Annotated in this window: 21 protein-coding genes; 9 read left to right on the top strand and 12 right to left on the bottom strand. The window is 52.8% G+C overall.

The features are described from left to right. Positions 1–8: 8 nt before the first annotated feature. On the top strand, positions 9–3836 hold the full coding sequence (locus ACS5NO_RS29355) for a PVC-type heme-binding CxxCH protein (protein ID WP_439418432.1): 3828 nt from the start codon (positions 9–11) through the stop codon (positions 3834–3836). A 234-nt stretch (positions 3837–4070) separates the two neighbouring features. Here ACS5NO_RS29355 and gatA read toward each other — a convergent pair whose 3' ends face one another. The 3 genes from gatA to ACS5NO_RS29340 all read right to left on the bottom strand — a co-directional run bounded on the left by gatA (position 4071) and on the right by ACS5NO_RS29340 (position 6415). After that, positions 4071–5513: an Asp-tRNA(Asn)/Glu-tRNA(Gln) amidotransferase subunit GatA gene (gene gatA, locus ACS5NO_RS29350; RefSeq protein WP_439418431.1), complete on the bottom strand. Its 1443-nt coding sequence runs from the start codon at positions 5511–5513 to the stop codon at positions 4071–4073. A gap of 173 nt (positions 5514–5686) precedes the next feature. Continuing rightward, entirely contained in the window at positions 5687–5896 is a 210-nt protein-coding gene (locus ACS5NO_RS29345; RefSeq protein WP_114408458.1) for a Sec-independent protein translocase subunit TatA/TatB, read from the bottom strand. Positions 5897–5980: 84 nt separating this feature from the next. Continuing rightward, positions 5981–6415 (bottom strand): YkvA family protein, encoded by a 435-nt coding sequence (locus tag ACS5NO_RS29340; protein ID WP_138991384.1) that lies wholly within the window; start codon positions 6413–6415, stop codon positions 5981–5983. A gap of 169 nt (positions 6416–6584) precedes the next feature. On the opposite strand from ACS5NO_RS29340, the gene mdh reads away from it, so the two are divergent. Continuing rightward, positions 6585–7520 (top strand): malate dehydrogenase, encoded by a 936-nt coding sequence (mdh, locus tag ACS5NO_RS29335; RefSeq protein ID WP_439418430.1) that lies wholly within the window; start codon positions 6585–6587, stop codon positions 7518–7520. Between the two features lie 74 nt (positions 7521–7594). Here the strand turns inward: mdh and ACS5NO_RS29330 are convergent, their stop codons facing one another. Then, positions 7595–8980, bottom strand: a complete 1386-nt coding sequence (locus ACS5NO_RS29330; protein ID WP_439418429.1) for a sialidase family protein — start codon at positions 8978–8980, stop codon at positions 7595–7597. A gap of 243 nt (positions 8981–9223) precedes the next feature. On the opposite strand from ACS5NO_RS29330, the gene ACS5NO_RS29325 reads away from it, so the two are divergent. Beyond that, on the top strand, positions 9224–10225 hold the full coding sequence (locus ACS5NO_RS29325; RefSeq protein ID WP_439418428.1) for a ligand-binding sensor domain-containing protein: 1002 nt from the start codon (positions 9224–9226) through the stop codon (positions 10223–10225). A 218-nt stretch (positions 10226–10443) separates the two neighbouring features. After that, positions 10444–11085 (top strand): YceI family protein, encoded by a 642-nt coding sequence (locus ACS5NO_RS29320; protein ID WP_439418427.1) that lies wholly within the window; start codon positions 10444–10446, stop codon positions 11083–11085. Positions 11086–11164: 79 nt separating this feature from the next. Here the strand turns inward: ACS5NO_RS29320 and ACS5NO_RS29315 are convergent, their stop codons facing one another. The 3 genes from ACS5NO_RS29315 to ACS5NO_RS29305 form a co-directional block, all read right to left on the bottom strand. Further along, positions 11165–12580 carry a hypothetical protein gene (locus ACS5NO_RS29315; RefSeq protein ID WP_439418426.1) on the bottom strand — a complete coding sequence of 472 codons (1416 nt, stop codon included), beginning with the start codon at positions 12578–12580 and terminating at the stop codon, positions 11165–11167. 355 nt (positions 12581–12935) lie between these two features. Next, the gene (locus ACS5NO_RS29310; RefSeq protein ID WP_439418425.1) at positions 12936–15419 is read right to left on the bottom strand and encodes a zinc-dependent metalloprotease; all 2484 of its coding nucleotides are present in this window, start codon (positions 15417–15419) and stop codon (positions 12936–12938) included. 111 nt (positions 15420–15530) lie between these two features. Then, on the bottom strand, positions 15531–16247 hold the full coding sequence (locus ACS5NO_RS29305) for an SIMPL domain-containing protein (RefSeq protein WP_439418424.1): 717 nt from the start codon (positions 16245–16247) through the stop codon (positions 15531–15533). Positions 16248–16367: 120 nt separating this feature from the next. Between ACS5NO_RS29305 and ACS5NO_RS29300 the strand changes: the two genes are divergently transcribed. Further along, positions 16368–16952 (top strand): hypothetical protein, encoded by a 585-nt coding sequence (locus tag ACS5NO_RS29300; protein ID WP_439418423.1) that lies wholly within the window; start codon positions 16368–16370, stop codon positions 16950–16952. Positions 16953–17098: 146 nt separating this feature from the next. Here the strand turns inward: ACS5NO_RS29300 and ACS5NO_RS29295 are convergent, their stop codons facing one another. Continuing rightward, positions 17099–17749 (bottom strand): peptidoglycan DD-metalloendopeptidase family protein, encoded by a 651-nt coding sequence (locus tag ACS5NO_RS29295; protein WP_439418422.1) that lies wholly within the window; start codon positions 17747–17749, stop codon positions 17099–17101. Between the two features lie 138 nt (positions 17750–17887). On the opposite strand from ACS5NO_RS29295, the gene ACS5NO_RS29290 reads away from it, so the two are divergent. Continuing rightward, on the top strand, positions 17888–19378 hold the full coding sequence (locus ACS5NO_RS29290; protein WP_439418421.1) for a peptide MFS transporter: 1491 nt from the start codon (positions 17888–17890) through the stop codon (positions 19376–19378). A 98-nt stretch (positions 19379–19476) separates the two neighbouring features. Here the strand turns inward: ACS5NO_RS29290 and ACS5NO_RS29285 are convergent, their stop codons facing one another. Together ACS5NO_RS29285 and ACS5NO_RS29280 are read right to left on the bottom strand one after the other, a co-directional pair. Next, positions 19477–19824 carry a translation initiation factor gene (locus tag ACS5NO_RS29285; RefSeq protein WP_114408469.1) on the bottom strand — a complete coding sequence of 116 codons (348 nt, stop codon included), beginning with the start codon at positions 19822–19824 and terminating at the stop codon, positions 19477–19479. A gap of 110 nt (positions 19825–19934) precedes the next feature. Continuing rightward, positions 19935–20810, bottom strand: a complete 876-nt coding sequence (locus tag ACS5NO_RS29280) for a diacylglycerol/lipid kinase family protein (RefSeq protein WP_439418420.1) — start codon at positions 20808–20810, stop codon at positions 19935–19937. Positions 20811–20967: 157 nt separating this feature from the next. Between ACS5NO_RS29280 and ACS5NO_RS29275 the strand changes: the two genes are divergently transcribed. Both ACS5NO_RS29275 and ACS5NO_RS29270 read left to right on the top strand, forming a co-directional pair. Further along, entirely contained in the window at positions 20968–21399 is a 432-nt protein-coding gene (locus ACS5NO_RS29275) for a YybH family protein (protein WP_439418419.1), read from the top strand. A 16-nt stretch (positions 21400–21415) separates the two neighbouring features. Next, entirely contained in the window at positions 21416–21823 is a 408-nt protein-coding gene (locus tag ACS5NO_RS29270) for a MaoC family dehydratase (protein WP_138991372.1), read from the top strand. 79 nt (positions 21824–21902) lie between these two features. On the opposite strand, the gene ACS5NO_RS29265 is transcribed toward ACS5NO_RS29270, so the two are convergent. Then, positions 21903–22082, bottom strand: coding sequence for a BF3379 family histone-like protein (locus ACS5NO_RS29265; protein ID WP_114408473.1), 180 nt, complete (start codon positions 22080–22082; stop codon positions 21903–21905). A gap of 158 nt (positions 22083–22240) precedes the next feature. After that, positions 22241–23551: an aminotransferase class I/II-fold pyridoxal phosphate-dependent enzyme gene (locus tag ACS5NO_RS29260; protein WP_150880634.1), complete on the bottom strand. Its 1311-nt coding sequence runs from the start codon at positions 23549–23551 to the stop codon at positions 22241–22243. A 225-nt stretch (positions 23552–23776) separates the two neighbouring features. On the opposite strand from ACS5NO_RS29260, the gene ACS5NO_RS29255 reads away from it, so the two are divergent. After that, a complete protein-coding gene (locus ACS5NO_RS29255; RefSeq protein ID WP_439418418.1) occupies positions 23777–25276 on the top strand; it encodes an acetyl-CoA carboxylase biotin carboxylase subunit in 1500 nt (499 codons plus the stop codon). Positions 25277–25428: the final 152 nt, after the last annotated feature.

The raw sequence follows: 25428 nt of genomic DNA, 5'->3' as shown, positions 1-25428 counted from the left end.
AAACCGTTATGAAATCCATTTTCTTATTTCTAACCCTCATCATTCTCTCTTCTGCCAGCTTTTTTCAACGATCCCAAACAGGATCGTCCAGGCAGCCGCCCGGTACGGGAAAACCGTTGCGCATTAAACAGGATGCCAAAACCGGTACGATTTCGGTTTTTCGAAGCGACGGCCAAAAGCCGATTGTGGTTCAGAATGCCAGGCCCGATTTCCGGCCTTACCTCCACCCCATCACCGCGCCCGACGGCAAGGGCGTTCTGACCGAATACAGCCCCGGCCACCACAAACACCAGACCGGTTTGTACTGGGGCTTTACCCGCGTCAATGGCCGGGATTATTTCCACCACCCACAGGGCGACTACTGGCGCCGGGTTTCGGCCACGGTGACCAAAGCCACCGGAACCGACGTCAAGTGGCAGACAGTGTATGATTTGCTGGACGAAAAAGGCGAGGCCGTTCTGCGGGAAACCCAGAACTGGACGATGCGCGAACAGAACGGAAAGTTTCTGCTGGATCTAGAGTGGAAAGGCAAAGCCATCTCCGAGATTACGATAGGTAAATACGATTACGGCGGGCTGTTTCTGCGGATGCCCTGGCGCGAAGGCATCAAGGGTGAAGTGATCAATGCGGCCCGCCAACGCAACGAAAAAGCGGAAGGCCAGCGCGCCATGTGGGTCGATGCCGGAATGCAGGTGGAAGGCCGGACCGACCTGGCCCACATCGCCATTTTTGACCACCCGGAAAACAAAGGCTATCCCCAAACCTGGCGGGTCGATAACCAGCTCGGCATCGGCCCCGCCCGCGCCCGAACCGGTGACTGGAAAATCGAAAAAGGCGATACGGAAATCATCCGCCATCAGGTAGTGGTTTACACCGGTGAGCTGAATGATGTGGAACTAACCAAAACCTGGAGCAATTTCAGTGGGGTGAACTCGACGGCCTCGCTCTGGGGAATTGCTCAGAAAGAAGGCCTGGCAGCGAAGTTTCTGACCCCACAGGCCGCGGTTGAAAGCATGACGATGCCCGACGGCTACCAGGCCAACGTCTGGGCGTCGGAACCGATGATGACTCAACCGATGGCTTTTTGCTGGGATGACCGCGGACGACTCTGGGTGGCCGAAAACCGCGATTACGAATCGCGTGGATACGGTTTTTCCAAAGCCGGAAACAGCCGCATTCTGATTCTGGAAGACACCAACCGCGACGGCGTGGCCGACAGCCAAAAAGTATTTCTGGACAGCATTCCGTTCCCGGCCGCGATGGCAGTGGGCTTCGACGGCCTGTTTCTGGGTGCGCCCCCCAACCTGCTCTTTGTTCCGGATCGCAACGGCGACGATCGGGCCGATCAAAAAGACATTGAAGTTCGGCTGACGGGCTGGGGCATCCGCGACCGGCACGAAACCCTGAACAGCCTGCACTGGGGCCCCGACGGCTGGCTCTACGGTTTGCAGGGCTTTGCCACCCCGTCGAAGGTTCGGAAACCGAACGGCAAAGGGAAGCTGTATAAACACAACGATCCGTTTCCCGAAGACATTTTGCAGGGCGAAGGCGTCGACATCAACGGGGGCGTCTGGCGCTATCATCCCACCAAAGACCGGTTTGAGGTCGTGGCTCACGGTTTCAGCAACCCGTGGGGTATCGACTACGATGCGAAGGGGCAACTTATTATGACGGCCTGCGTCATTCCGCACCTCTGGCACGTCATTCCGGGCGGTATTTACCACCGGCAGGGCGGGCAGCATTTCAACCCGTACGTCTATAACGACATCAAAACCATTGCCGACCACAGCCACCGATCAGCCCATGGCGGGGCGCGGGTATACCAGTCCGATGCCTTCCCGGCGTCGCAGCAGGGCCGGATTTTCATGGCGAATATCCATGAACACGCCATTCTGGCGGATGTGCTGGAACCCAAAGGATCGGGCTTCGTCGGGCATCACGGGGCCGATTTTTTGCAGGCCAACAACGCGCAATGGGTGGGTTTCAGCATGGAAGTCGGACCGGATGGCGGGCTTTATGTGCTGGATTGGCACGATGCGGACATTTGTGGGAAGGAAGTCCTGAACAGCGAAACCGGCCGGATTTTTCGGGTCATGCCCAAAAACTCATTGGCTGAAAACTGGACGGGACGGTATTCGGACCTGACCAAAATGACCGATCAGCAGTTGGTCAATCTGCAAACCGTTAAAAGCGACTGGCACGCCCGCCGTGCGCGGGTTATTCTGCAAAACCGGGCCGCAAAGGGGAAACTCGGCGGTCAAACCCACGCACAACTCCGCCAGCTATTCGAGACGAACACCAACGCCGACTGGCGGCTCCGGGCCTTGTGGACGCTGCACATCACTGGCGGTTTCGATGAAAAAGCACTCACGAAAGTCCTGGACGACAAGGACGCCCACGTTCGGGCCTGGGCCGTTCAGTTGTTGTGCGAAGACAAGGCTCCATCAGCGGATGTTCAGGAAAAAATGGTTCGGATGGCCCGCGAAGACCCCTCGGCGGTGGTGCGGCTTTATCTGGCGTCGGCCCTGCAACGGATTGACACAGAATCGCAGTGGAAAATCGCCGGAGAACTGATGGCCCACGGCGAAGACAAAAACGATCACAACCTGCCCAAAATGATCTGGTTCGGTTTTGAACCACTCGTCAAAACCAATCCGACCCGGGCGTTAGACCTCGCGGCCCGTTGCGAAATTCCGATGGTGGCCCGGTTTATTGCCCGTCGAATCGTGGATGCCGACCAAACGCCAACGTTGATTACGGCGCTCGGAAAATCACCCAAAACGCAGGTGAGCTTGCTGGAAGGCATGCGCGACGGTTTGGAAGGACGCTCGGATCTGGCAACCCCGGCCAACTGGAAGGCGGTTTACGCCAAACTAAAAGCCAATCCCAAAACCGCCCCGCTCGCTCAGCAGGTAGGCCAGCAGTTTGGCGATACAGAAACCGCCCGGAAGTCGCTGGCGACGCTGAAAGACCGGAAAGCGCCCCTCGACCAACGACTCAAAGCCTTGAAGTCCATTGCGGGTCAGCAACGGCCCGAACTCCTAGCAGAATTGCCCGCGTTGCTGAACGAGCCGAATCTGCGCAGCGAAACCATCCGCGCCATTGCCGGGTATGACCGTGAATCGCTGGGCGAACTGCTGCTGGCCCGGTATGCGGATTTCAGTCCCGCTGATAAACTTCAGGTGGTGCAAACGATGTCGTCCCGCCCGAAATACGGCTGGCAACTGGCACAGGCGTTAAAAAACAACAAGATTCCGAAACGGGATGTGCCGACCTATGCCGCCCGGCAGTTGCTGCGGGTGGTGGGCAGCGGTTTTGTCGAAATCTGGGGGCCTATCGAGCAGCACGGTATCGACGAAAAAGCGTATACCCGCTACCAGAAACTGCTCACTGACCGGGCGTTGCTGAGTGCTAATACCGTCAAAGGACGTCTGGTGTTTCAGCGCACCTGCGGGCCTTGCCACAAGATGTACGGCGAAGGCGGCAGCATTGGGCCGGATATTACGGGGTCAAACCGGGGCAATGTGGATTATCTGCTCAGTAATATTCTCAATCCAAGTGGCGAAATTCAGGACGACTACAAGATGGTGGTGGTGACGACCCGCGACGGGCGCACGTATTCCGGGAATGTGGCCGGTGAAAACGAACGGCAACTCACCCTGCGGGTCGTAGGCCAGGATGCGGTGGTTCTGAACAAATCGGATGTGCAGTCGCGCGAAGTGACACCCAATTCCATGATGCCCACGGGTTTGCTCGATGCCCTGACAGAAGATGAAGTCATTGATCTCGTGGCTTTCCTGCGGACAACTGCGCCGGTGAAACAGGCGAAAAAGTAAGGTCATCCGGTTTATTCATCCCGAAGGGATTAAACAGCGCAGCGTCGGTAGATAGCGATGGACATTTCGACCGCTGCGTGCCTTTGGGCACGCAACCGGTGTTGGGAATATTGCATACCCAAAGGCACGCGGGGAACGCGGAAAACAATCTGGCTACCGACGCTGCGCTGTTCAGGCCCTGACGGGGCAAGATGTCTCGGTTACTCAAAGACGTTACCCGACGAAAGAAATGGGCTACGCTTCGACGGCTTGCAATTTTGTTAACTGATTGGCAGCCGCCAGCATATCGGCTTCGCGGAAGGGGGCCGCCATAAATTGAAAACCGATGGACAGGCCGTTTTCGTCGGTGCCGTTCGGAATGGAAATGGCCGGGCAACCAACTACGTTGGCCTGCACCGTAAAGATATCGGCCAGGTACATTTGCAGCGGATCGCTGGCTTTCTCACCAATCCGAAAAGCCGTTGTTGGCGTTACGGGGGAAGCGATCAGATCGTAGTGGGCAAACAGCGCATCGGTTTCATCCTTGATCAACCGGCGAACCTGCTGGGCTTTGGTGTAATATGCGTCGTAGTAACTGGAACTGAGGGCAAAAGTGCCGAGGATAATCCGGCGACGAACTTCATCGCCAAAACCGTCGGTTCGGGATTTTTTGTAGAGCGACTCCAGATCCGTGGCGTCGGGGCTGCGGTAACCAAACCGGACGCCGTCAAACCGCGAGAGGTTGGAACTGGCCTCGGCGGTAGTCAGAATGTAATACGTAGGCAAAATGTGTTTCAACAGCGGAAAATCCACCGGTTCGACGGTGTGCCCCAGCTCGCGCAAACGGTTTAGAGCCTCCTGGGTTTTCTGCCGAATAACCGGATCAACCCCTTCGCTTTCGACGCCTTCGCGTAGGTAGCCGATCCGCAACGGGCGGTTTAGCGTCAGATGCTGGCTATACGCCGGGATGTCATTTCGGCTCACGGTGCTGTCGAAGTCGTCGGCGCCGGCCATGATTTCCAGCAGCAAAGCCGCATCTTCGACGGTGTGCGTAATCGGGCCGATGCAATCGAAGGACGACGCGTAGGCAATCAGACCCCAGCGCGACACCCGGGCGTAAGTGGGTTTCAGGCCCACCGTGCCGCAAAAGGCCGAAGGCTGGCGCACCGAACCGCCCGTATCCGACCCCAGCGACGCCAGACACAACCCCGCCTGTACCGCCACCGCCGAACCGCCCGACGATCCACCCGGCACCCGGTCGGGATCATCCGCGTTCCGAACCGGACCGAAGGCCGAATTTTCGTTGGAGGAACCCATCGCAAACTCGTCGCAGTTCTGACGGCCAATGATGATGACATCCTCGTCGATGACCCGCTGCACGGCGGTGGCCGTAAACTGCGACACAAAACCGTCCAGAATCCGGCTCCCCGCCTGAACACCGTGCTGGTTGTAACAGAGTACATCCTTAATGCCCAACACCATGCCGGCCAGCCGACCCGCCTTTCCCTCTTTCAATTTCGCATCCACTTCATCCGCCCGCTGCCGCGCTTCGTCGGCATACACCGCCACAAACGCATTCAGGTGCTGGTGGTCGTCAATTCGCTGGAGGTAATGCTCCACCAATTGGCGGCAGGTAACTGATCCAGTGGCCAGATCGCGCTGGATGTCGGAGAGGGAATCGTACGGTTTTACGGGCATAACAAAGTACGGCTGGTAGAAAAAAAGAGACAACAGAACGACCGTTCAGGCCGAGCTGTTGTCTGAAATTTGTGTTAAAATGATAAATCTTAAATGTAAGATGTCGAATGTAAAAGTTACTGAATGCTATCTCCTTTTACATTTAACATTCATCATTTTACATTTATCATTCCTTATTTAACGTTTGTATCGCGAAGTCCTTCTTCGATGTTTTCGCGAACGTCTTTGGTAGCGTCTTTAAATTCTTTAATGCCTTTGCCAAGGCCCTTCATCAGGTCAGGAATTCGTTTTGCACCGAAGAATAACAGGATTACTAGACCGATCAAAAGAAGTTCCGTTCCGCCGAGTGAGCCTAAAAATGCATAAATTGTGAGTAATGCCATGATAGTATGAGTTATGAGTGTATGCAGAAACTCTTTACAAAAGTAACGATTATTACGAAATTATTGTGTACTAAAAAAACGATTTCACCCAATTTTAATCGATGACGCATGATTGCGTTCCCACTCGGTAAACCGGTTGATATCGTCGGATATGGAACTGACCAGCCACAGAATCAGGGCAATGTCGTCGGTCATGCCCAGCACCGGCAACACGTCCGGAATAAAGTCGAGTGGCGACACAAAATACACCAGCACTGCCACCATACGCAGCAGCGTTTTTCCGGAAATGGCCCGGTATTCGCCTTTGGCATACGCCCGCACCATCCGGACCAGAATGTTGATCTGGTCTTTGGCCGCCGAATAACTGGCCCCTACGCCCAAAACGCGGGTTTTCTCGGCCACACGGTGCAGCAAATCAAGCATACTCTTCCCACTTCGGGTGTACCGCGACGCTTTTGCTGTGGAGCGCCGGAAGAAAAATGAACTCAGGATGGCCGTTAATAAGCGACGGTTTGCCATAGTTGATGGTATCTAAAGTCCCTGGATAGCTGGACACCCTAATAACACATTTTCTACCCCAATTGTCTTATTCTGTAAAAAAAAGCTTCTATTTACAGTACCAGTGTCCCCCGGCTCCCCTATTTTTGTATCGTTCAAAACAGTTGTCAGTTAATAAACCATTAACTCTATGAAAATTACCGTAGTAGGTGCCGGGGCCGTCGGAGCGACCTGTGCCGATAACATCGCCCGACGTGAATTAGCCGAGGAGGTTGTGCTCCTGGACATCAAAGAGGGTCTTAGCGAAGGCAAAGGTTTAGACATGCTTCAGGCGTCTACGTTGTTGGACTGTGACGTCAAAATCACCGGTTCCTCCAATAATTACGAATTAACCGCCAATTCGGATGTTGTCGTGATTACATCGGGGATTCCGCGCAAGCCGGGAATGACCCGTGAAGACCTGATTGGTACCAACGCCAACATCGTGAAAGGCGTTACCGAAAATATCTTAAAACACTCTCCAGACGCTATTTTCGTCATCATTTCCAACCCCATGGACACGATGACGTACCTGGCGCTGAAGTCGTCCGGACTACCCAAAAACCGTATAATCGGATTAGGAGGAATTTTGGATTCGGCCCGTTTTAAAACGTATCTGTCGCTGGCGCTGAAGTGTTCGCCCAACGATTTGCAGGGCGTGGTGATCGGCGGACACGGCGATACGACCATGATTCCGCTGACGCGTCTGGCGACATACTCGGGGGTTCCGGTCAGCCAGTTCCTGGATGCCGAAACGCTGCAAAAAGTAGCCGCCGATACGATGGTGGGCGGAGCAACGCTGACCAAACTGATCGGCACCTCGGCCTGGTATGCCCCCGGAGCCGCCGGTGCGGCCCTGGTTGAAAGCATCGTTCGCGATCAGAAACGCGTCATTCCGTGCTGCGTTCTGCTGGAAGGCGAATACGGCCAGTCGGATATCTGCCTCGGTGTGCCGGTAGTCATCGGCCGCAATGGCTGGGAACGGATCGTGGATTTCGACCTTAACGAAGACGAGCAGGCGGCTTTCAACAAGTCGGCCGACGCCGTTCGGAACATGAACGACATTCTGAAAACGCTGGATCTTTAAAAGAATCCCGTTTCCCGATACGAAAAAAGGACACCCGTAATGGTGTCCTTTTTTCGTATCGACTTCTGCCAAACTCAGGATTTGATCGTTATCTCTAGGGTACGCCCAACGGCATTTCGTGGGCTTTTTCCCCAGGCTCCCAGGTCATAGGCAACATACACTTTATTATCGGTCTTCATTTCCTCAATGGCCATGTAATGGGTGGTCATGACACCGGAGGTCATCCGGACTACGTTAGGCCAGGTTTTCCCGTGATCCTGGCTGAACGCCAGGTAGTTGCCATTCCAGGAATGTTCCGGGTACTTCCAGCACGCTTTCTGCGGAACGCGAACACCGAATGCCGCCACCAGCAAGCCGCTCCGAAGCTCAATCAAATCAGGGTCCACCACCGCGCCCCGAAGTTCGTCAGGATTGCCCTCATCGAGCGGTTTTCCTTTGGAGTCGGTTTTGTTTCGGAGCCAGTCGACCCAGAGTTCCGTCCGGTAGATATCCAACCCGGCAAAAATCCGGGGCTGGTGCGGGCTCCAGGTGGCTCCGTTGTCATCCGAAAACGACTCCCGCAGTTCACGACCGGTTCGCATAAAACAGAGCAGCCGCCCGGCATTCGGTCCCTTGCTGATCCGGGCAATGACGGGTTCGTCGAGTCCTTCCGTGCCGATGTCGGGGCCAACGGCGATGGTGGAAACCTGTTTCCAGTGCTTCCCTTTATCAGTTGAACGCACCAGCAAGACCCGGGTCTTCATCATACTGGCCATGTAGGTCGAAGGCGTCCGGTCCTCTTTGGTCCACCCGTAATACGTGGTCAACAGATCCCCATTGGGCATTTCCAGGATCCGGCGGTGCAGTCGCTGCGCTTCGTGCGGGTGACCGCCGTCGTCTTTGGATGCGTAAAAATCAGCCCCCGGCAGATCGAACGGAACGTCCACCGGCCCTTCCAGCGTCTGCCAGTCATCCCGGGAGGTATACAGTTGACCCATCCCCTGCCCGTCTTTTTTTCCCGGTACAATGTACGTATCCAGCGCGACCAGCGTACCGTCCTTCAACTGAATACCGCCCCCTTCCAGATTCACACCGTTTTCTCCGGGTTTCAGCGGAATGTTCGTCCAGGTTTTGGCGTCATCGCGGGAAATGTACGTTCCCATTGCCCGTTCGTAGTGCATCCGGGGCGATGGAAACGGTTTTTCCGGCAGTTGCGCCTGAACGATGATCGCGCCGGTTTTGGTCACCAGCATGAACGGCTGCAATCCTTTCGGAACAATCACCTTTTCTTCGCCAAAACGCAGGCGTAACCGACCGTCTGCTTCCACCATTTCCGGGACATTTTCGCCAGGTTCGACCAGACTGGCCGGTTCCCTTTCAGCGGCAGAACGTCCCCATTGCTTCGGCGTCAAGGCCGCCAGCAGAGCGGTTTTTTGCAGAAAATTTCTTCGTGATGAGCTCCCGGTAGCGTTTATTTCCATCGTGTTCGTGTTTCTAAAATGCCTTCATAGACAAAGTTAGACGCCACGCTTTCAGCGTTCTACTACTTTTATCTTCATTTGTGATATTATTCTTCCTTTTTGAATCAGGCCTACACTGGATCGTTGTAAGAAAGCAGCGCACAAACAACTTTAACATTTCATTAACCTTCTTTTACAGGCTCTTGACAGACGCCGGGATAACAGCCTTTAGCTTTGTTGAAGTCCCTAAAAACAAAAATAGAAATGACTAAACTCCTGCACGTATGTGCTTTAATGATGTTTGTTTTTTGCAATTCCTGTAAAGGAAAAGACAAAACTGACCTATCAAAAGATACGATCAAGTCCGAAACCAAAGACACAGTCACTTCCCGGGTGCCTACTAGTATGGTTCGGAATATAAAGCAAGCTAGAAACGGAGACATTTTGATTGCCTCATGGAAGGGTGTTTTTCGATACAATGGAAAATCATTTACCAATATAACAAGTAACATACCTTCGCCCAGCTTCTGGGATGTCCTGGAAGATCGAAAAGGAAATCTTTGGTTCGCTACCAGAGATTCAGGTGTCTATTATTACGATGGTAAATCCTTTCAGCATTTTACAACAAAGGATGGGCTTGCCAGTAATCAAGCTCTTCATATTTATGAAGATAAAACCGGTAATATTTGGTTCGGAGCAAGCCGTTACGATGGGAAATCCTTTCGAAATTTTACTACAAAAGATGGATTTCCCAGTAACAGTATTCGTTTACTCCTTGAAGACAAAACCGGCAAGCTTTGGTTTGGTGCACAAGGAGAAAACATGTTCGTTTATGATGGAAAAACATTTACCGTTTTAAAAAACAAAGATGGCAAGGCGTTTAACAACGTTTGGTCAATAATCGAAGATAAAAAAGGAAGCATTTGGTTTGGTGACGTTGATGGTCTTTGGCGCTATGACGGCAGAACCTTTACTAAGGTATCGCAGAGGGGGGCTTATGCAATAATCGAAGATAAAAAAGGAAACATCTGGACTACCGGTGAAGTGAATCCGCAGGTCTGGGCACTATCACGTTATGATGCAAAGTCCTTGTACGATAAAATGCCCACTGTAACCGAAATAGTGTCAGGAGGACCAGCTCTTTTGGGGATTTTGGAAGCTAACGATGGAAGTATTTGGTTTGGAGGTCTGGGATCTATGAGTGGCGTGTATCGTTATGATGGAAAGACCATCACGGACTTTAAAAGTAAAGAGGTTAAGAAATAAGGTGTATTGCTAATTTAACGCAAACTATTAGATTGATTATGAACTAATTAAGTACCATAGGTACGACATGTTTGTAGCAAAACGAATTACCCAGTTCCTCCGCGTGCCTCTGGGTACGCAACAAGTTTTGCTACAAACATCAGTCCGCTACGCGGCCAATAATCCCATAGTTCGCGTTAATTTAAAAATCATTTGTCAATTATTATTATCTCTGTAGTATGAACAACAAATTATCAATCACTTACTTAATTTTATTTATTGCCCTTTTATTCTTCGGTTGCAGTGAATCTCTAAAAGAGGAAAATAAAAACAATGCATCAGCAAGCGCCGTATCCCGGGGACAAAAATATAGTATAGATACGACTGAAAGTGTTATAACATGGAAAGGTTCAATGCTATTTGATATTGACGAAGAACACGTAGGGTATGTCCATCTATCAAAAGGAGAATTAATGATTGAAAACGGTCAACTTATGGGTGGTACAGCTGAAATAGACATGCATTCAATTGAATATAAAGACAAGGCAAGTAAAAACACGCCTGTTAAACACTTAAAATCGCCTGATTATTTTGATGTCGAAAAATTCCCTATTTCTACTATCGCAATTACCAAGATTGAATCATTGAGAGGTCACACTATCGTTAAAGGTGATCTGACCATTAAAGGGGTAACACACCCGGTTACTTTTCCGGCCAGAATGGAAGTTCAGGATGGCATTGTAAAAGCGAATGGCAAGTTAATTATTGATCGAACAAATTGGGGTATCCGTTACAGATCAGGAAAGTTTTACGATAATTTAGCGGATCAAACGGTTTCGGATGATATCGAACTCCATATGAAGATCGTAGCAAGAAAATAAACACCTAAATCCTTTTTTGCCGTCGCATCAAAAAGAGCGGTCTTTCGAGCCGCTCTCCTTGATTTTCATCCTTGGTCGCTTAAATAAAGACCTGGTATTGCAGGACAAGCTGACCACGCCGTCCCTGCGCGTCGAGTTGGCCGGTGGCCGGAAGCGCGATGTAGTACGGGCGGTTTTGATAGTCGAGTGTAATTTTGGAATTGTGGCCCTTGATCAGCCAGTTCAGGCCGACGTTGTAAACACCCATGCTTTGGTTCACCCGGTCGTAGTTGCCAATTTGGGCCTGCGCGTAGGGCATCAGCGTTCCGTGGTTGCCCAGCAAATCCTGCCGGAACAAATACCCGGCTTGTGCATAAATTACACTGCCCGTTCCGAACATTGGAAACGCATTGCCCTGTGTCCCGCCCAATCCGCCAACCGACTGCGTGGTGCCGCTGGCCGGGTTCATGATGCCGTTGTAGCGCAGGTAATTTTTGCCGTAATCGAGGTTGAAATACCCGAGGTACGCACTGATGGCGGAACCCTTCGCGCGGTTGACCGGCATGTCCAGAAAAGCCGCTACGGACCACAGATTTAGGTTCTGGTAAACCGTGTCGGTCGCCGTGGCACCGGTGTGCCAGACGGCGTTTTTCTGCGAAATAAAACCGGCTTCGAGGTTGACGATTTTCTTTTTCCCTAAATACGTACCCGTCATGTAGCCTGGCGTCTGGTTGGCCTCTTTGTCGAAAAACTGGTACAGCAACAGGCCCTGAAACTGCTTGGTGTGGCCTTTCAGCGCAAAATTGGCGTTGGGTCCCAGCGCCGGAGGAGCCGCCCCGTTGGTCTGAATCGGAAAAGGATCGCTGATGGCCACCCGGTAGTCGAACCGACCGACCTGACCCCGGGCGTACAGACTTAGTTTCCGGGCAAACTCGTCGGTTTGATCGACCGTCGCCTGGGCAAAAACCGGCACATCCATCGACAGGATCGAACTGACGCCGGGCTGACTGAAGCGCGACAAGCCGTTCACAATGGTTAAACCGCCCCCGATTTTCAGATAATCCCGGTCCTTGAAAACCAGGTATTCCGCCACGGCATCGTGAAAAAATGCCTGCACTTTCCGGTTTGCAACCGTTCCGGTGGTGTTGAAAGCGGGAGATGCGTTCAGAAAATTGAAGTTGTTCATCCCAAACTGGAAATACACCAGAACCCGGTCGTTGATTTGCCCGAATAGCTGAATCCGGGTCCGGCGCAAGCCAATATCGAACGTCTGGTCTTTGGGGTCACCGACCACCGTTGTGCCGGGGTTGCTCTGGTTAAGCCTCAACCAGGTCTGGTTCAGAAACGTGACTTTAAAAAAATGGGAACCCGACTCGTTCAGGTTGTATCTCAGCTCATTTTTCTCCGGTACCGGTTTTGGTCGGGCGGTTTTGGCCGAAGCCAGCGAATCGGCGGATGGTTGGGCGAAAATCGAATGACTGCTTACAAAACAAAGGATAGCTAGTATTTTTCTCATCAGGAGGTGGTGTAAAGGATGTGAGAGCTGAGACAAGAGAGAAAAGACTCTTCTCTGCACCTGGTCTTGTCTCAGTTCTCTTTTCCGAAAAAATTAAAGACCGAACCCCCAAAAGTAGGCGGTTCGGTCTTTAATTTCTGCTAAAATGTGATTTAACTTGAACTATGAGATTATTGACCCCGCAGGGGTCTGATGTTAATAGCAAATGCGTATTCTGAGCACTCCGGCACGCCTGGAGTGCTCAGAATACGCATTTGCTATTAACATTACGTGCCGCTGGCACTCAAACTACGGTTAGGCAAGGGCATCATCTCATAGTTCGCGTTGATTTAATACGGCTGAAACCGTAATGCGTTTAGCGCACCCACTCGCAGGCGGGTTCGCCCAGCAATGACTCCAGCCACTCCTGACCGGGATCGATGGGCGCTCCATCCGGCGCAGCCAGGACGGAAGGGGCAGGCACCTCCGCCGGATTCTGCTCATACTGTTGAATCAGGTGCGAAATCAGGCTATAGGAAGTGGCGCTTGCCTGGGCGGGTCTGTCCAGCGTTTTGATGCGCAACACCGACCGATGGGCCAGATCCCGAACCGCTCCATCGGCCTCTTTGTTCTGGGCTAACGCGATGAGTTGTTCCGCTACCTTCAAACTGGTCATGTGGTTAATTTCTCCAACATAGCCTTTATCGAAGGGTCGTTTATAAACCGCCTTCAGTAGCTGATCAAGAACCTCTTCCAAACCAAGTTGGGCCGGATCGAAGGCCTTCTGGTGAACCAGCCGGGCGCAGCGTTCCGGGTTGAGCAGCATCCGCAACGTCATCGCCACGGCCGCTTCGGGTGGAGCCAGCGGATCGAACGTCATGCCCGTCCGGCGTTTGAACACCTCCCGCGAATTGGGGCTGTACCGGAACGGCCTCGGTGGAATGGATTTCAACAGCACCGACGGTACCGTCAAAACCTGTGGGCGGAGCGTAGACAACAGAGCATCCAGCGCCCGGCGTTGTTCGCTCGCCGGAACCACCGACAAAACCGGCTGTCCATCGCCCCGCAACGCATTGGTGTACGTTTGTCCGCCCAGCACCTTGGCGGCCGCTTCGACCTGGTACCGGTGAAACAGGTACATCGGCACAAAAACCTCTTCCAGCGTTGCCATCGGCGTTCCCGCCGGAATTTTCTTTTCGTTAAAATGATCCAGCGCCACCCGCCGAACTTCCATCGTGCGCTTCAATTCATCGACCGCATTGCCGCCATTGTCCCACAAGTGCGTGGCCGGGTGGGCGCTGCTCTCGGGCCGGGCGTCCTGATCGGTCAGGAATGTCAGGCCTTTGGCGTGCATCTGCTGAACGATTTTGTTCAACTCCTGCTTCTCGTTGGTTCCCGCCGGAAAATCCTGGTAGCCCCAGATGATGCTCCATTTGTCATAGTCGCCAATGCTCAGCGTGTAGGCATCCGACAGGTCGATGGCCGCGCCTTTCACTTTGGCCACCATCGTCGGATAATCCATCACCGACGCCCGATTTTGGGTACTGGCAATGTAGTTGTGTGGCAGCCCCAGTGTATGGCCCACTTCGTGCGCGGCCAGTTGCCGCAGCCGGTTGAGCGACATCTGCATCATTTCGGTTACGTGCGAGGTATCGGTATCGAAGTTGCCGACCAGTCCCTGCGCAATCAGGTAATCCTGCCGAACCCGCAGAGAACCCAGCGTCACTTTTCCCTTGATGATTTCACCCGTTCGCGGATCGATGATACTCGCTCCGTAAGACCAGCCCCGCGTGGAGCGATGCACCCACTGAATCAGGTTGTAGCGAATGTCCATCGGATCGGCATCGGCCGGCAGCAATTTCACCTGAAACGCATCCTTGTACCCGGCGGCTTCAAACGCCTGATTCCACCAGGCCGTGCCTTCCATCAAGGCCGTGCGGATGGGCTCCGGCGTACCCGGATCGAGGTAATAGACAATAGGCTTAACGGCTTCGCTGACAGCCGCTTTCGGGTCTTTTTTTTCCAGCCGGTGCCGCGAAATATACCGCTTGATAATCGGCTGGCTGACGGGCGTTGCGTAATCGAAATATTCAATACCGCCGTAGCCGATGCGCGGATCGAACTCCCGGGCTTTATAACCCGCTTCCGGCAACTGAACGAAGGAATGGTGCTGCCGCATCGTTACGGCGGTTGGCGTCGGCACCACCGAGCGCAGGTACGCACCGGGCGTGTCGCCGGTCAGCGTAATGGTTACTTCAAATTCGGTATTTTGCGGAAATGATTTGGAATGCGGCAGATACATGGCGCAACGGCTGGCATCGAGCCGGAAATTTCCCTGGCGGGTCTGGCTGATGGCCTGCACCGCTCCCACCGCATCGAGCATCAGAAACGGCGTCAGATCGACTAGCACCCGCCGACCCGTCGGACCGCTTTCCTCTTCGGCCACAATGTCGAACCCCCAATGCACCGACTGCGCAAACGACTCTTCGACCGCCCGGCGTTCGAGGGCGTCGCTGGTGATGGCGCGGTATTGGTAATTCGGTTCGACCATCAGCACCTTGGGGCCGGTGCGTTGAAATTTGACGATGTGTTCCTGCCCCAGCCGCCCCCGGTCAAGGCCGATGTCGTTGGAACCGATGCCCGACGCCAGGGTCGGGTAGTAGAGGAATTCAGTATCGAACTTGTCGATTTCCAGCCAAATCTTCCCTTTTTTGGCATCCCAGTAAAACGTCATAAAACCGGGTTGCTTTTCCATGCCTGCCGTATACGACGCAATGGTAGGGGGAGTGCCGGTCGAAGCGGTCTGGGCAACTGCCGAAGTAGTGAGCAAAATGGTTAATGCGAGGAGTAGTTTGTTCATAAAGTGCAGGTTCGTATTCTTGCACTAAATATAGAAAAGGGATGGCTCTGAACCCAGAACCACCCCTTTTTTTAACCACTTTATTCAAATACCGGCGGCATTTCGCCTTTTTTACTTCAATTCAAACGTCACCTTCACCTGCGCCGGAATCCGGATCGTCTGCGGAATATCAAGTAAACTGCCGCCATAACCGACACGTACGACTTCGTCCATTGTACTAAGTCCAAAGCCCCGCTGCAAAACCGGGTCGGTTTCTTCCGTGTCGCGCACACTCAGCACGGTTCCCAGCGTTCGCCCGGCGGCTTTGGCCAGAATGACCGCTTTTTCGCGGGCCACCTCAACGGCTTTTTCCAGCACCAGATTTTTGCTGGCCTCCTGTTTGGTCGAACGATAGCCAGCCTGAAAGCGGTTGAAACCGCCATTGATCAGCGCCAGTTGCAAATCCGGATACCGTTCCGGTTTATTCAACTCAAAAATGACTTGCTGATTGGTGATGACCTCCGGCTTCTGCTGGCCGTTCTGGTAGATCGTCACGTCATTTTTCTGAACCTGCAATAGGGTATACCGAATTTCTTTCTCGTCAATCTGGTAATCTTTCAGTAACTTCACTAGCCGTTTTTCGGCAGCCTGGTGCGCAACATACGCTTTCCGGGCGTCGGACGGGTCCGAAAATTGCAACGTGACCGTGATACGAACCTGATCGGCCGGTAATTCAAGCTCTGCATCGCCCAAAACCACAATCCGGTTTACGGGCAGATCCGGCGTCTGTGCAACGGCCGGAGAAAAAAGACTCAATACGCTCAATACAAAAAAACTAAGTTTCCACATGGTTATAAAAGATTACTGGTTGTTTACCGTTTTTGAATAAGTGATCATTTCGTTATTTTCGATTGCCCAAAACCATTCACACCTCACACTCGTTTTAAGATTCTCTGGATCAACCTGGTAATGCGTTATTTTATTCTTTTGATATTCCTGGGCCTGATTGGTCTTCACGGGTGCAAGATTCCTTCCGGAAAACCGGATGACCCTGTGGCACCGGTCACCACCGTGTACAAAATCAAAGCCGGTGGCAATTACGCCGATCACAACGACTTTTCGTATACGGCCAAAACCACCTTATCATTTAGCGTCATTTTCGACAGTTCTGCCGTTTATACCAATAAAATCCCCGAAAACCAGCACGACATTAACAAACTATACGGTTTTTCGGACTGTAATGTTCAACACAACACGTCCAGCGCCCGGTTTGGCTGGAACTGGCGGGACAAAGCCCTCCGGATTTATGCGTATTGCTACCGCAACGGCGAACGTGTTTCGCAGGAACTCGGCACCGCTGAGCTTAACAAGCCTGCTGATTACCAAATCAGCATCGTCGGCGGCAACTATGTCTTCACCTTCAAAGGACAGGAAACCACCATTGCACGCGGCTGTACGACGATAGAAAGTACGAAACGCTACCGGCTCTATCCGTATTTCGGTGGTGACGAACCGGCCCCCCACGACATCATCATTTCGATTACCGAAAAATAATTATCCCCGACCCTCATTTGCCCCCCAGTCCCCTAAAGGGGGAGCTTTCTCGCGCTCCAAGCTCGCCCTTTAGGGGACTGGGGGCAAATGAGGGTCAGAACGATCGGCCTAATCAATTCCAATTCAAAACCTAACAGCCCTACCCTTCAGGGGATTCGGGGTAATCCCGGTATTTGCAACAAGCGGTTCGGATCCGGGCAAACTGCCAGATACCGTTCCCGATCCGCCAGCGAACAAACACCCGGAAAGTCTCCCGTATGACCCCATAAATCGGTCATCAGTTGGAAGTGCAGGTGCGGAGGCCAGTCGCCGTTCTCCGGATACGGGCCAATTTCAGCAATTTTCTCCCCGGCTTTGAAAGGCTTTCCTACCGTTAAACCCCGCAGCGACGAACGGCTGAGATGCCCGTAAAGCGCAAAAAGCGGTTTTTCATCCAACCGGTGTTCAAGAATAATCGTGGGGCCGTAGTCGCCGAAATGATTATTATCCTGAAAACTGTGTACAACGCCGTCGAGCGGGGCAAAAACCGGCGTTCCGGCTTCAGCCCAAAGGTCGACTCCCAAATGGATGCAGCGGGATGCTTCGGCCTGATTGAAGTGCGAACTGCGCCGGTAAATAACCCGGTGTTCGTTGTAACCGCCCACGCCCACCACGGCACCCTGTCGGCGGAGTTTCCCAAAAACGTAGTCAGTAAAAACCGCCGTATTGGTAAGGTCAATGCCGTCCAGCTCTGGGTTTTGGGCGGTAAAATCCAGTATCAGATACGGATCGGTGCGAAAATCGAAGGGCAAAATCATAGCGCAAAGTTGGTCAGTTTTGCCAATACCCGTACAACTTTTGGGAGATTCCGGCGTAACATCTATATTTAATGTCCTGAATCCTGAAAAAACACCGAATTTTCGTTCTTAACTACACTCATCAACCTAAACTGCCGAATGCAAGCCACCGCATCCCCTACTACCACGTCTGCCAAACACCCTACAGGCCTGTATGTCCTGTTTTTCACCGAAATGTGGGAGCGGTTTAGCTACTACGGCATGCGGGCCATTCTGCTGCTCTTTTTGATCGACAACGTCCGGGGCGGCATGGGCCTTAGTGAAATGGAAGGAGCCGCCATCTATGGTTTATACACGGCTTCGGGGTACCTCCTTTCGCTGCCCGGTGGCTGGATTGCCGATAACATTCTGGGACAGCGAAAATCCATCTGGTACGGCGGTTTTGTCATCATGTTCGGGCATGTTCTGCTGGCCATTCCGGCCGGGAGCGCCTTGTTTTACATCGGTTTAGCCACCGTTGCCATCGGTACGGGTTTGTTAAAGCCCAACATCAGTTCCATCGTTGGTGAACTCTATCCCGAAGGTGGTGCCCGGCGCGATGCGGCTTTTTCGATTTTCTACATGGGTATCAATATGGGCTCCTTTCTGGGAATCACCATCGTGGGATATTTGGGACAGAAAGTGGGATGGCATTACGGGTTTGGCGCGGCTGCCGTCGGCATGTTGTTCGGCCTGGTGGTCTTCCGGATTTTCGGTCAGAAATACCTCAGCGACTACGGAAATGTCCCGGCCAAAGCCGAAGCGTCTACCGACACGACCAACCAGAACCGCAGTCTGTTTTTTGTAGTGGGCCTTGCCGCCATCCTTGCCCTTTTGCAGTTTACGGGTATTCTGGATCTGACCACTGCGCAGGGATTAGCCAAAGGCGCCGGAGTGATCATTACGCTGACGGCGGTCGGTTATTTTCTGTTCATTCTGCTGGCGGGCGGCTTAACACTCGTTGAAAAAAAACGGGTGGGTGTTCTGTTCGTATTCTTCCTGGGTTCTGCCGTCTTCTGGGCGGGCTTTGAACAGCAGGGCTCGTCGCTCCAGATTTTCTCCGACCGGTATACGGATTTGAATCTTTTCGGCTGGCAAATGCCGTCGAGCTGGTTCCAGAATTTCAATCCGGCATTCATTCTCATCTTCTCCCCGATTCTGGCTGCGCTCTGGATTTATCTGGGAAACCGCAACCAGAATCCGGCGCCCCACCTCAAATTCGCCGTCGCGCTGCTTCTGCTGGGGCTGGGTTATCTGGTGATGGTGGTGGCCTCCAAAATTGCGTTGACCGGCCAGCTCACCTCCCCGATCTTCCTGACTTTTACGTACCTGTTTCATACGCTGGGTGAGCTTTGCCTAAGTCCGGTGGGGCTGAGTTCTTTCACCAAACTGGCGCCCAAACGGTACCTTAGTCAGTTGATGGGCATCTGGTTTGTGGGCACCTCATTGGGCAACCTGATCGCCGGTTTGTTTGCGGGCGGTTTCGACGAAGGGAACGTCCAGCAGATGCCCGAAATGTTCATGAGCGTCGTCTATTTCAGCTTCGGTTTCGCCCTCCTGATCCTGCTCTTCTACAAACCGCTAAAAAGCTGGCTTGGAGGGGTGAAATAAAGAGTTAAAAGTGAAGAGTTAAAAATTAAAAGTAGGCTGACGCATTCGTATTCTGCTTGCGTCAGCCTACTTTTAATTTTTAACTCTTCACTTTTAATTTAGCCACCGGCTTTTTTCCCCTTATACCCCTTTGCCGTGAGCCAGGCCAGGACTTTGTCGCGGTGATCGCCCTGAATCAGGATCTCGCCGTCTTTGGCCGAGCCGCCGGAGCCGCATACGGTTTTTAGCTGTTTGGCCACTTCGGTCAGGTCGGCGTCGGTGCCGATGAAGTCCCGGACGGCCGTCACGACCTTCCCGCCCCCCTTGCGATCAAGCCAGATTTTTAGGTTCTGCTGTTCCGGTTTCAGCGTTTTCGCGTTGGAAGCGCCGGATTGGTACGCATAATTCGGGTCCGTCGAATACACGATTCCGAAGCGGGATTTATCGTTGTTATTTTTCTTACTCATCGTTTTTAGCCATTTTAGTTCGATCGCTACGCGACCGATAGAGGGAATATTGCTACTTTTTTCTACAAACATTCGGTCGCTATGCGACCAAAAAGCCAAGACGAACCACTCTACCGAATCACCAGCAAACTCGACGGCACCACCTGAACCGTTGCCGTGTCGGTGTCCAGTAGCAACGGCTCCCCATCGACGTGGATCAATAGCGGCCCCGCTCCTTTCACCACCACCGACCGGGCGGGTCGCACCGTCAGGTAGTTCGACTGGTCAAGGGTTTTGTTAAAAAGCCGCCACGCCAGCAGGCCCACCGCGCTGCGGGGAAACGGTTTTAGCAGACAGATATCCAGCAACCCGTCGGCGACATTGGCATGGGGAGCAATCCAGGCATTGTTGCCAAACTGCCCGGCGTTGGCCACGGTCAGGGAGAAGAGCGACTGCGGTTTCCCGTCAATTTCGTAGGTCGCAGGCTGGTAGTTCCAGAACGCCCGGTTGGTGGTTCGGATGTAGGTGGGTAACCCCCGGATGGGCTGCCGGGCAAATTCCCGGGCCACATGCGCATCGAATCCTATTCCCGTGGTGCAAAAAAAAGCGTGCTCATTAATCCGCCCACTGTCGATCACCACCGGGCGGCCCTGAACGGCCCGTTCGATGGCTTTTTTCGGATTCAACGGCAGCTGTAAATGCCGCGCCAGCCCGTTTCCCGAACCCACCGGAACGATGCCCAGGGCGGTTTGCGTGTTCAGGAGTGCGCGGGCGGTTTCATTCATCGTGCCATCGCCCCCGATGATCACCACCCGGCGGATGCCTTGCCGAACGGCGTCGGTGGCCATCTCGGTGGCGTGTCCGGGATGCGTTGTAAAGCGTGCTTCGGGTGTAAAACCAGCATCGATGGCTATTTTCAACAGAAATTCAATCCATTGCTGCTTTTTTTGTACCGAAGCCGTCCCCGACAGGGGATTGACAATTGCCAGCAAAGTTGTTTGCGCCACGGTCAGGAAAAGAAAATAAACAGAATCAGGATGAACACGATGATAAAAATATAATACCAGCCATCGGAAAAGATGTAAGGCTTATATTCTTCGTAAAATTTGCGAATTTTATTCATTAGTATTGGGGAAATTATAAGCCATCAAAGTACGGGATAAAATGAAAAAACTAGTCGGCTTCTTTCTTTTTTTGTTCGTCATCACCGGTTCTCAGGCCCAGACACCCGCCGACCGCAAAGCGATTCTGTCCATTCTGGATCGCCAAACCGCCGACTGGAATGCCGGCAATACCACGGCTTTCATGAACGGCTACTGGAAGTCGGACTCGCTGACGTTTATCGGCAAAGTGGGCATTACGTACGGCTACGATGCTACGCTGAGCAATTACAAACGCCGGTATCCGGACCGGGCGGCCATGGGAACATTGAAGTTTACCATTCTGAAACTGGAGTTCCAGGCCAAAAATGTAGCGTATGTGATCGGAAAATTTCACCTGACCCGCCCGAAAGTCGGCGATGCGGAAGGACATTTTACGTTACTTTGGCGAAAAATTAACGGACAATGGGTGATCGTCAGCGACCATTCCAGCTAATCACGTTTTCGTTTTTATGACCCCTTTTGAATTAAACGCCGTTCACCGGCATGCCTTTCGCTTTTCGCAAGCCGACGTCGAAGCGTTTGCGCGCGTTACCGGCGACGACAACCCATTGCACCTCGACGCAGAGTTTGCCAGCCAGACGCCCTTCAAACGGCCCATTATTCACGGCATGCTGGGTGCCAGCGTGTTCACCAAAATCCTGGGAACGCAATTTCCCGGACACGGTTCGGTCTACCTGAAACAAACGCTGGACTTTCTGCGCCCCATGTTTGTCGATACAGACTATGAAGCGGTTTTTACGGTGGTTTCCACCAATCCGGACAAACACATCGCCGAGGTGTCGACCGACATTAAAGATGCCCAAACCGGCAAGCTAACGACGCGGGGTGTGGCGACCTTGATGTATAAGAAATCCTGAACGCCGGATTCATTGCCCTCCAAAAACCAAACAAGCCCGGTGGATCGCCGGGCTTGTTTGGTTTGGAGTAAGTTGTTGTTTACTCTTTTGCATTTTTCTGACCTTGCACTTCAGAGCGAATCTCCTGAGCCAGCGTCTTCAGATCCTGCATGCCTTTCCGTACGCGGGTACCGGCAGCCTGATTGCCTTTTTCGTAGAATTTCTCGAAATCGCCTTCCAAAGACATGACCAGATTTTTTATTTCATCGAAACGTGCCATAACAGTTCGTATGGGGGTTAAATAGTTGTGAAAAATGCCCTAAAACGCTCAAAAACCGCGTTTTTGACGAAATATACGCATTCTATGATTCAGCGCAAGAAAACCGTCAAAAAAAACGTTGGAAAAATCCAAATAAAGCACGTTTCCTTACTAAACGGTCATTCCGCCACCGTTTTTGCGACTTCTGAGGGCACCAGAGCAGAATCAATCAGGACCTGATGGGCATTTTCACGATAAAATCCCCGGTTTAGTTTTTCAGACACTTCACTGAAGGCTTTCAGCGTGTAGTCGACGTCTTCGAGCGAGTGAGCAGCCGTTGGAATGATCCGCAACATGATCACGCCTTTTGGAACCACCGGATAAACAACAATGGAACAGAAGACGCCCATGTTTTCGCGCAGGTCGCGAACCAGCACCCCCGCTTCCTGAACACCGCCTTCGCTGTGCAGGAAAACCGGCGTCACCGGCGAGGTCGTATCCCCGATGTTGAGCCCGCGCGCCCGCAGACCGTCCTGCATCGCCCGTACGTTCTGCCACAGTTTTTCGCGGAGTTCCGGTTGGGTTTTGATGAGTTCGAGCCGCTTCATGGCTCCAACGACGTAGGGCATTGGCAAGGCCTTGGCATACGTTTGGGAACGCATGTTATACTTCAGGTACATAATGATATCGTGGTCACCGGCAATGAACGCGCCAATGGCCGCCATCGACTTGGCGAAGGTCGAGAAATACAGGTCGATGCCATCCTGACACCCCTGCAACTCACCCACACCAGCCCCCGTCGGCCCCATGGTTCCAAAACCGTGGGCGTCGTCGACCAGCAATTTAAAATCATATTTTTCCTTGAGAGCCACGATTTCTTTCAGAATGCCGACTTTACCCGACATGCCGAATACGCCTTCGGTAATGACCAGAATCCCCCCCCCTTTTTCAGCGGCTTTTTTGGTGGCCCGTTGCAGGTTTTTCTCCAGACTATCGATATCGTTGTGATTGAACTTGTAGTATTCGCCCATCTTGGCTTTGTGTAACCGAATACCATCGATCAGACACGCGTGACATTCGGCGTCATAGACGATCACGTCCCGGTAATCGACTACGGCTTCGATGGCCGACATCACCCCCTGGTAGCCATAATTGAGCAGGAAAGAGTCTTCCTTGCCGACAAACTCGGCCAATTGCTTCTCCAGTTCTTCGTGCAAATCCGAATTACCCGACATCATCCGGGCGCCCATCGGGTACGCAAGACCCCAATCCTTAGCCGCTTCCGCATCGATTTTCCGGACTTCGGGATGGTTGGCCAACCCCAGATAATTATTCAAACTCCAATTGAGCATCTTCCTCCCCCGAAACACCATGTGCGGCCCTAACTCGCCTTCCAGCTTGGGAAATGCAAAATAATGGTGCGCGTTATACTCCCGCGATGACGAACCGATGGGTCCGAGGTTGGTGCGTAATTTCTCAAATAAATCCACTTTATTGCGCTATTTACCGGTTTATAATGAGTTTGTTAACCACATTAGTACAAAAGTAAATTAAAATCTGTCAACCACAAAGCGGGGGTTGGTTTTAGAAATTACCGCCGGAAATTAGGAGCAGGCAGCGAGAAGTATATTTTTGCAGGGGCATTCCGTTTCGGTCCTACGCTGCAACTAGGCCCTTTTGCCACCGAAATCCGCCTGACCAACGATTCAACTTCCATGGCTAAAATTCAGAAATTACTCGTCGCCAACCGCGGTGAAATTGCCCTGCGAATCATGCGAACCGCCCGCGAAATGGGCATTCGAACCGTAGCCATCTACAGCGAAGCCGACCGCCAGTCGCTCCATGTCCGATATGCCGACGAGGCCGTGTGTGTGGGGCCGCCCCCCTCCTCCGAGTCGTATCTGCGGGCCGATGCCATCATTGAAGCTTGCCGACAAACCGGTGCGGACGCCATTCACCCAGGCTACGGTTTTTTGTCGGAGAACGCCGGTTTTGCGCGCGCCGTCCGCAACGCCGGGCTGATTTTTGTCGGGCCGTCACCGGAATCCATCGAAGTGATGGGCAGTAAGCTGGCGGCCAAAGCGGCCGTTGCGTCCTATAATATTCCGATGGTTCCCGGCACCCCCGAAGCCATTACGGATCGCGACGACGCCCGGAAAACGGCCGCCCGGATCGGTTACCCGATTCTGATCAAAGCGAGTGCAGGCGGAGGAGGCAAAGGAATGCGGATTGTGGAAAACGACGCGGAGTTTGACGAAGGCATGAACCGTGCCGTCAGCGAAGCCACATCGGCCTTTGGCGACGGGTCGGTTTTTATCGAAAAATACGTTACGTCGCCCCGCCACGTGGAAATTCAGGTGCTGGGCGATCAACACGGCAACATCATTCACCTCTTCGAACGCGAATGTTCGGTTCAGCGCCGACACCAGAAAGTGGTGGAGGAAGCACCATCGTCGGTGTTGACACCGGCCATTCGGGCCGAGATGGGTCGTTGCGCGGTCGAAGTGGCGCGGGCCTGTGGCTATTACGGGGCCGGAACGGTGGAATTTATCGTCGACGACCAACTGAATTTCTATTTTCTGGAAATGAATACCCGGCTTCAGGTCGAACACCCCGTGACGGAACAGATTACGGGCATCGATCTGGTGAAACAGATGATTTACATCGCCGAAGGGAAACCGCTGGAAATCAAACAGGAGGATTTGAAAATCAACGGTCATGCCATCGAAATCCGGGTGTATGCCGAAGATCCGGCCAACAACTTTCTGCCCGACGTCGGAACGCTGGAAACCTACGTGCGCCCCCAGGGCAACGGCGTTCGGGTCGACGACGGTTTTGAACAGGGCATGGCCATTCCGATTTATTACGACCCGATGATTGCCAAACTGGTGACAACGGGCGCCACCCGCGCCGAAGCCATCGAGAAAATGATCCGCGCCATCGACGAATACCGCATTACGGGGGTGCAAACGACGCTGCCGTTCTGCCGGTTTGTGATGCTGCACGACGCCTTCCGCTCGGGACAGTTCGACACCCATTTCGTCAACCATTATTTTACACCCGATAAACTGACGCCCGAAACCAGTCTGGAAGAAACCCAACTGGCGGGGGTTTTAGCGGCCTGGCTGTTTCAAAACCGCCAGGTAAAAACCGCCCCGGAGGTCGTTGTCACCGACGCGAAGAAAAGTAAGTGGAAGGAAAGGCGGCTGGGTTGACCAGACGTCGGAAATTTCAAATGTAAAATCAGTACTGTACGAAGGATTGTTTTAACTCCTTCGGGCTTGGTGTGCTAAGTATTTTCTGAGTAGCTCAACACCGTTGGGTAAGTCGAGCACTTCCAGAATGACGTTGGCTTGTAGTTCTTTGA

Origin of the sequence: Larkinella fluvii, from assembly GCF_051857545.1 — a bacterium.
Taxonomy (GTDB): domain Bacteria; phylum Bacteroidota; class Bacteroidia; order Cytophagales; family Spirosomataceae; genus Larkinella.
Note: the sequence above shows the minus strand (reverse complement) of the source record. Positions and strands in the feature narration are given on the sequence as shown.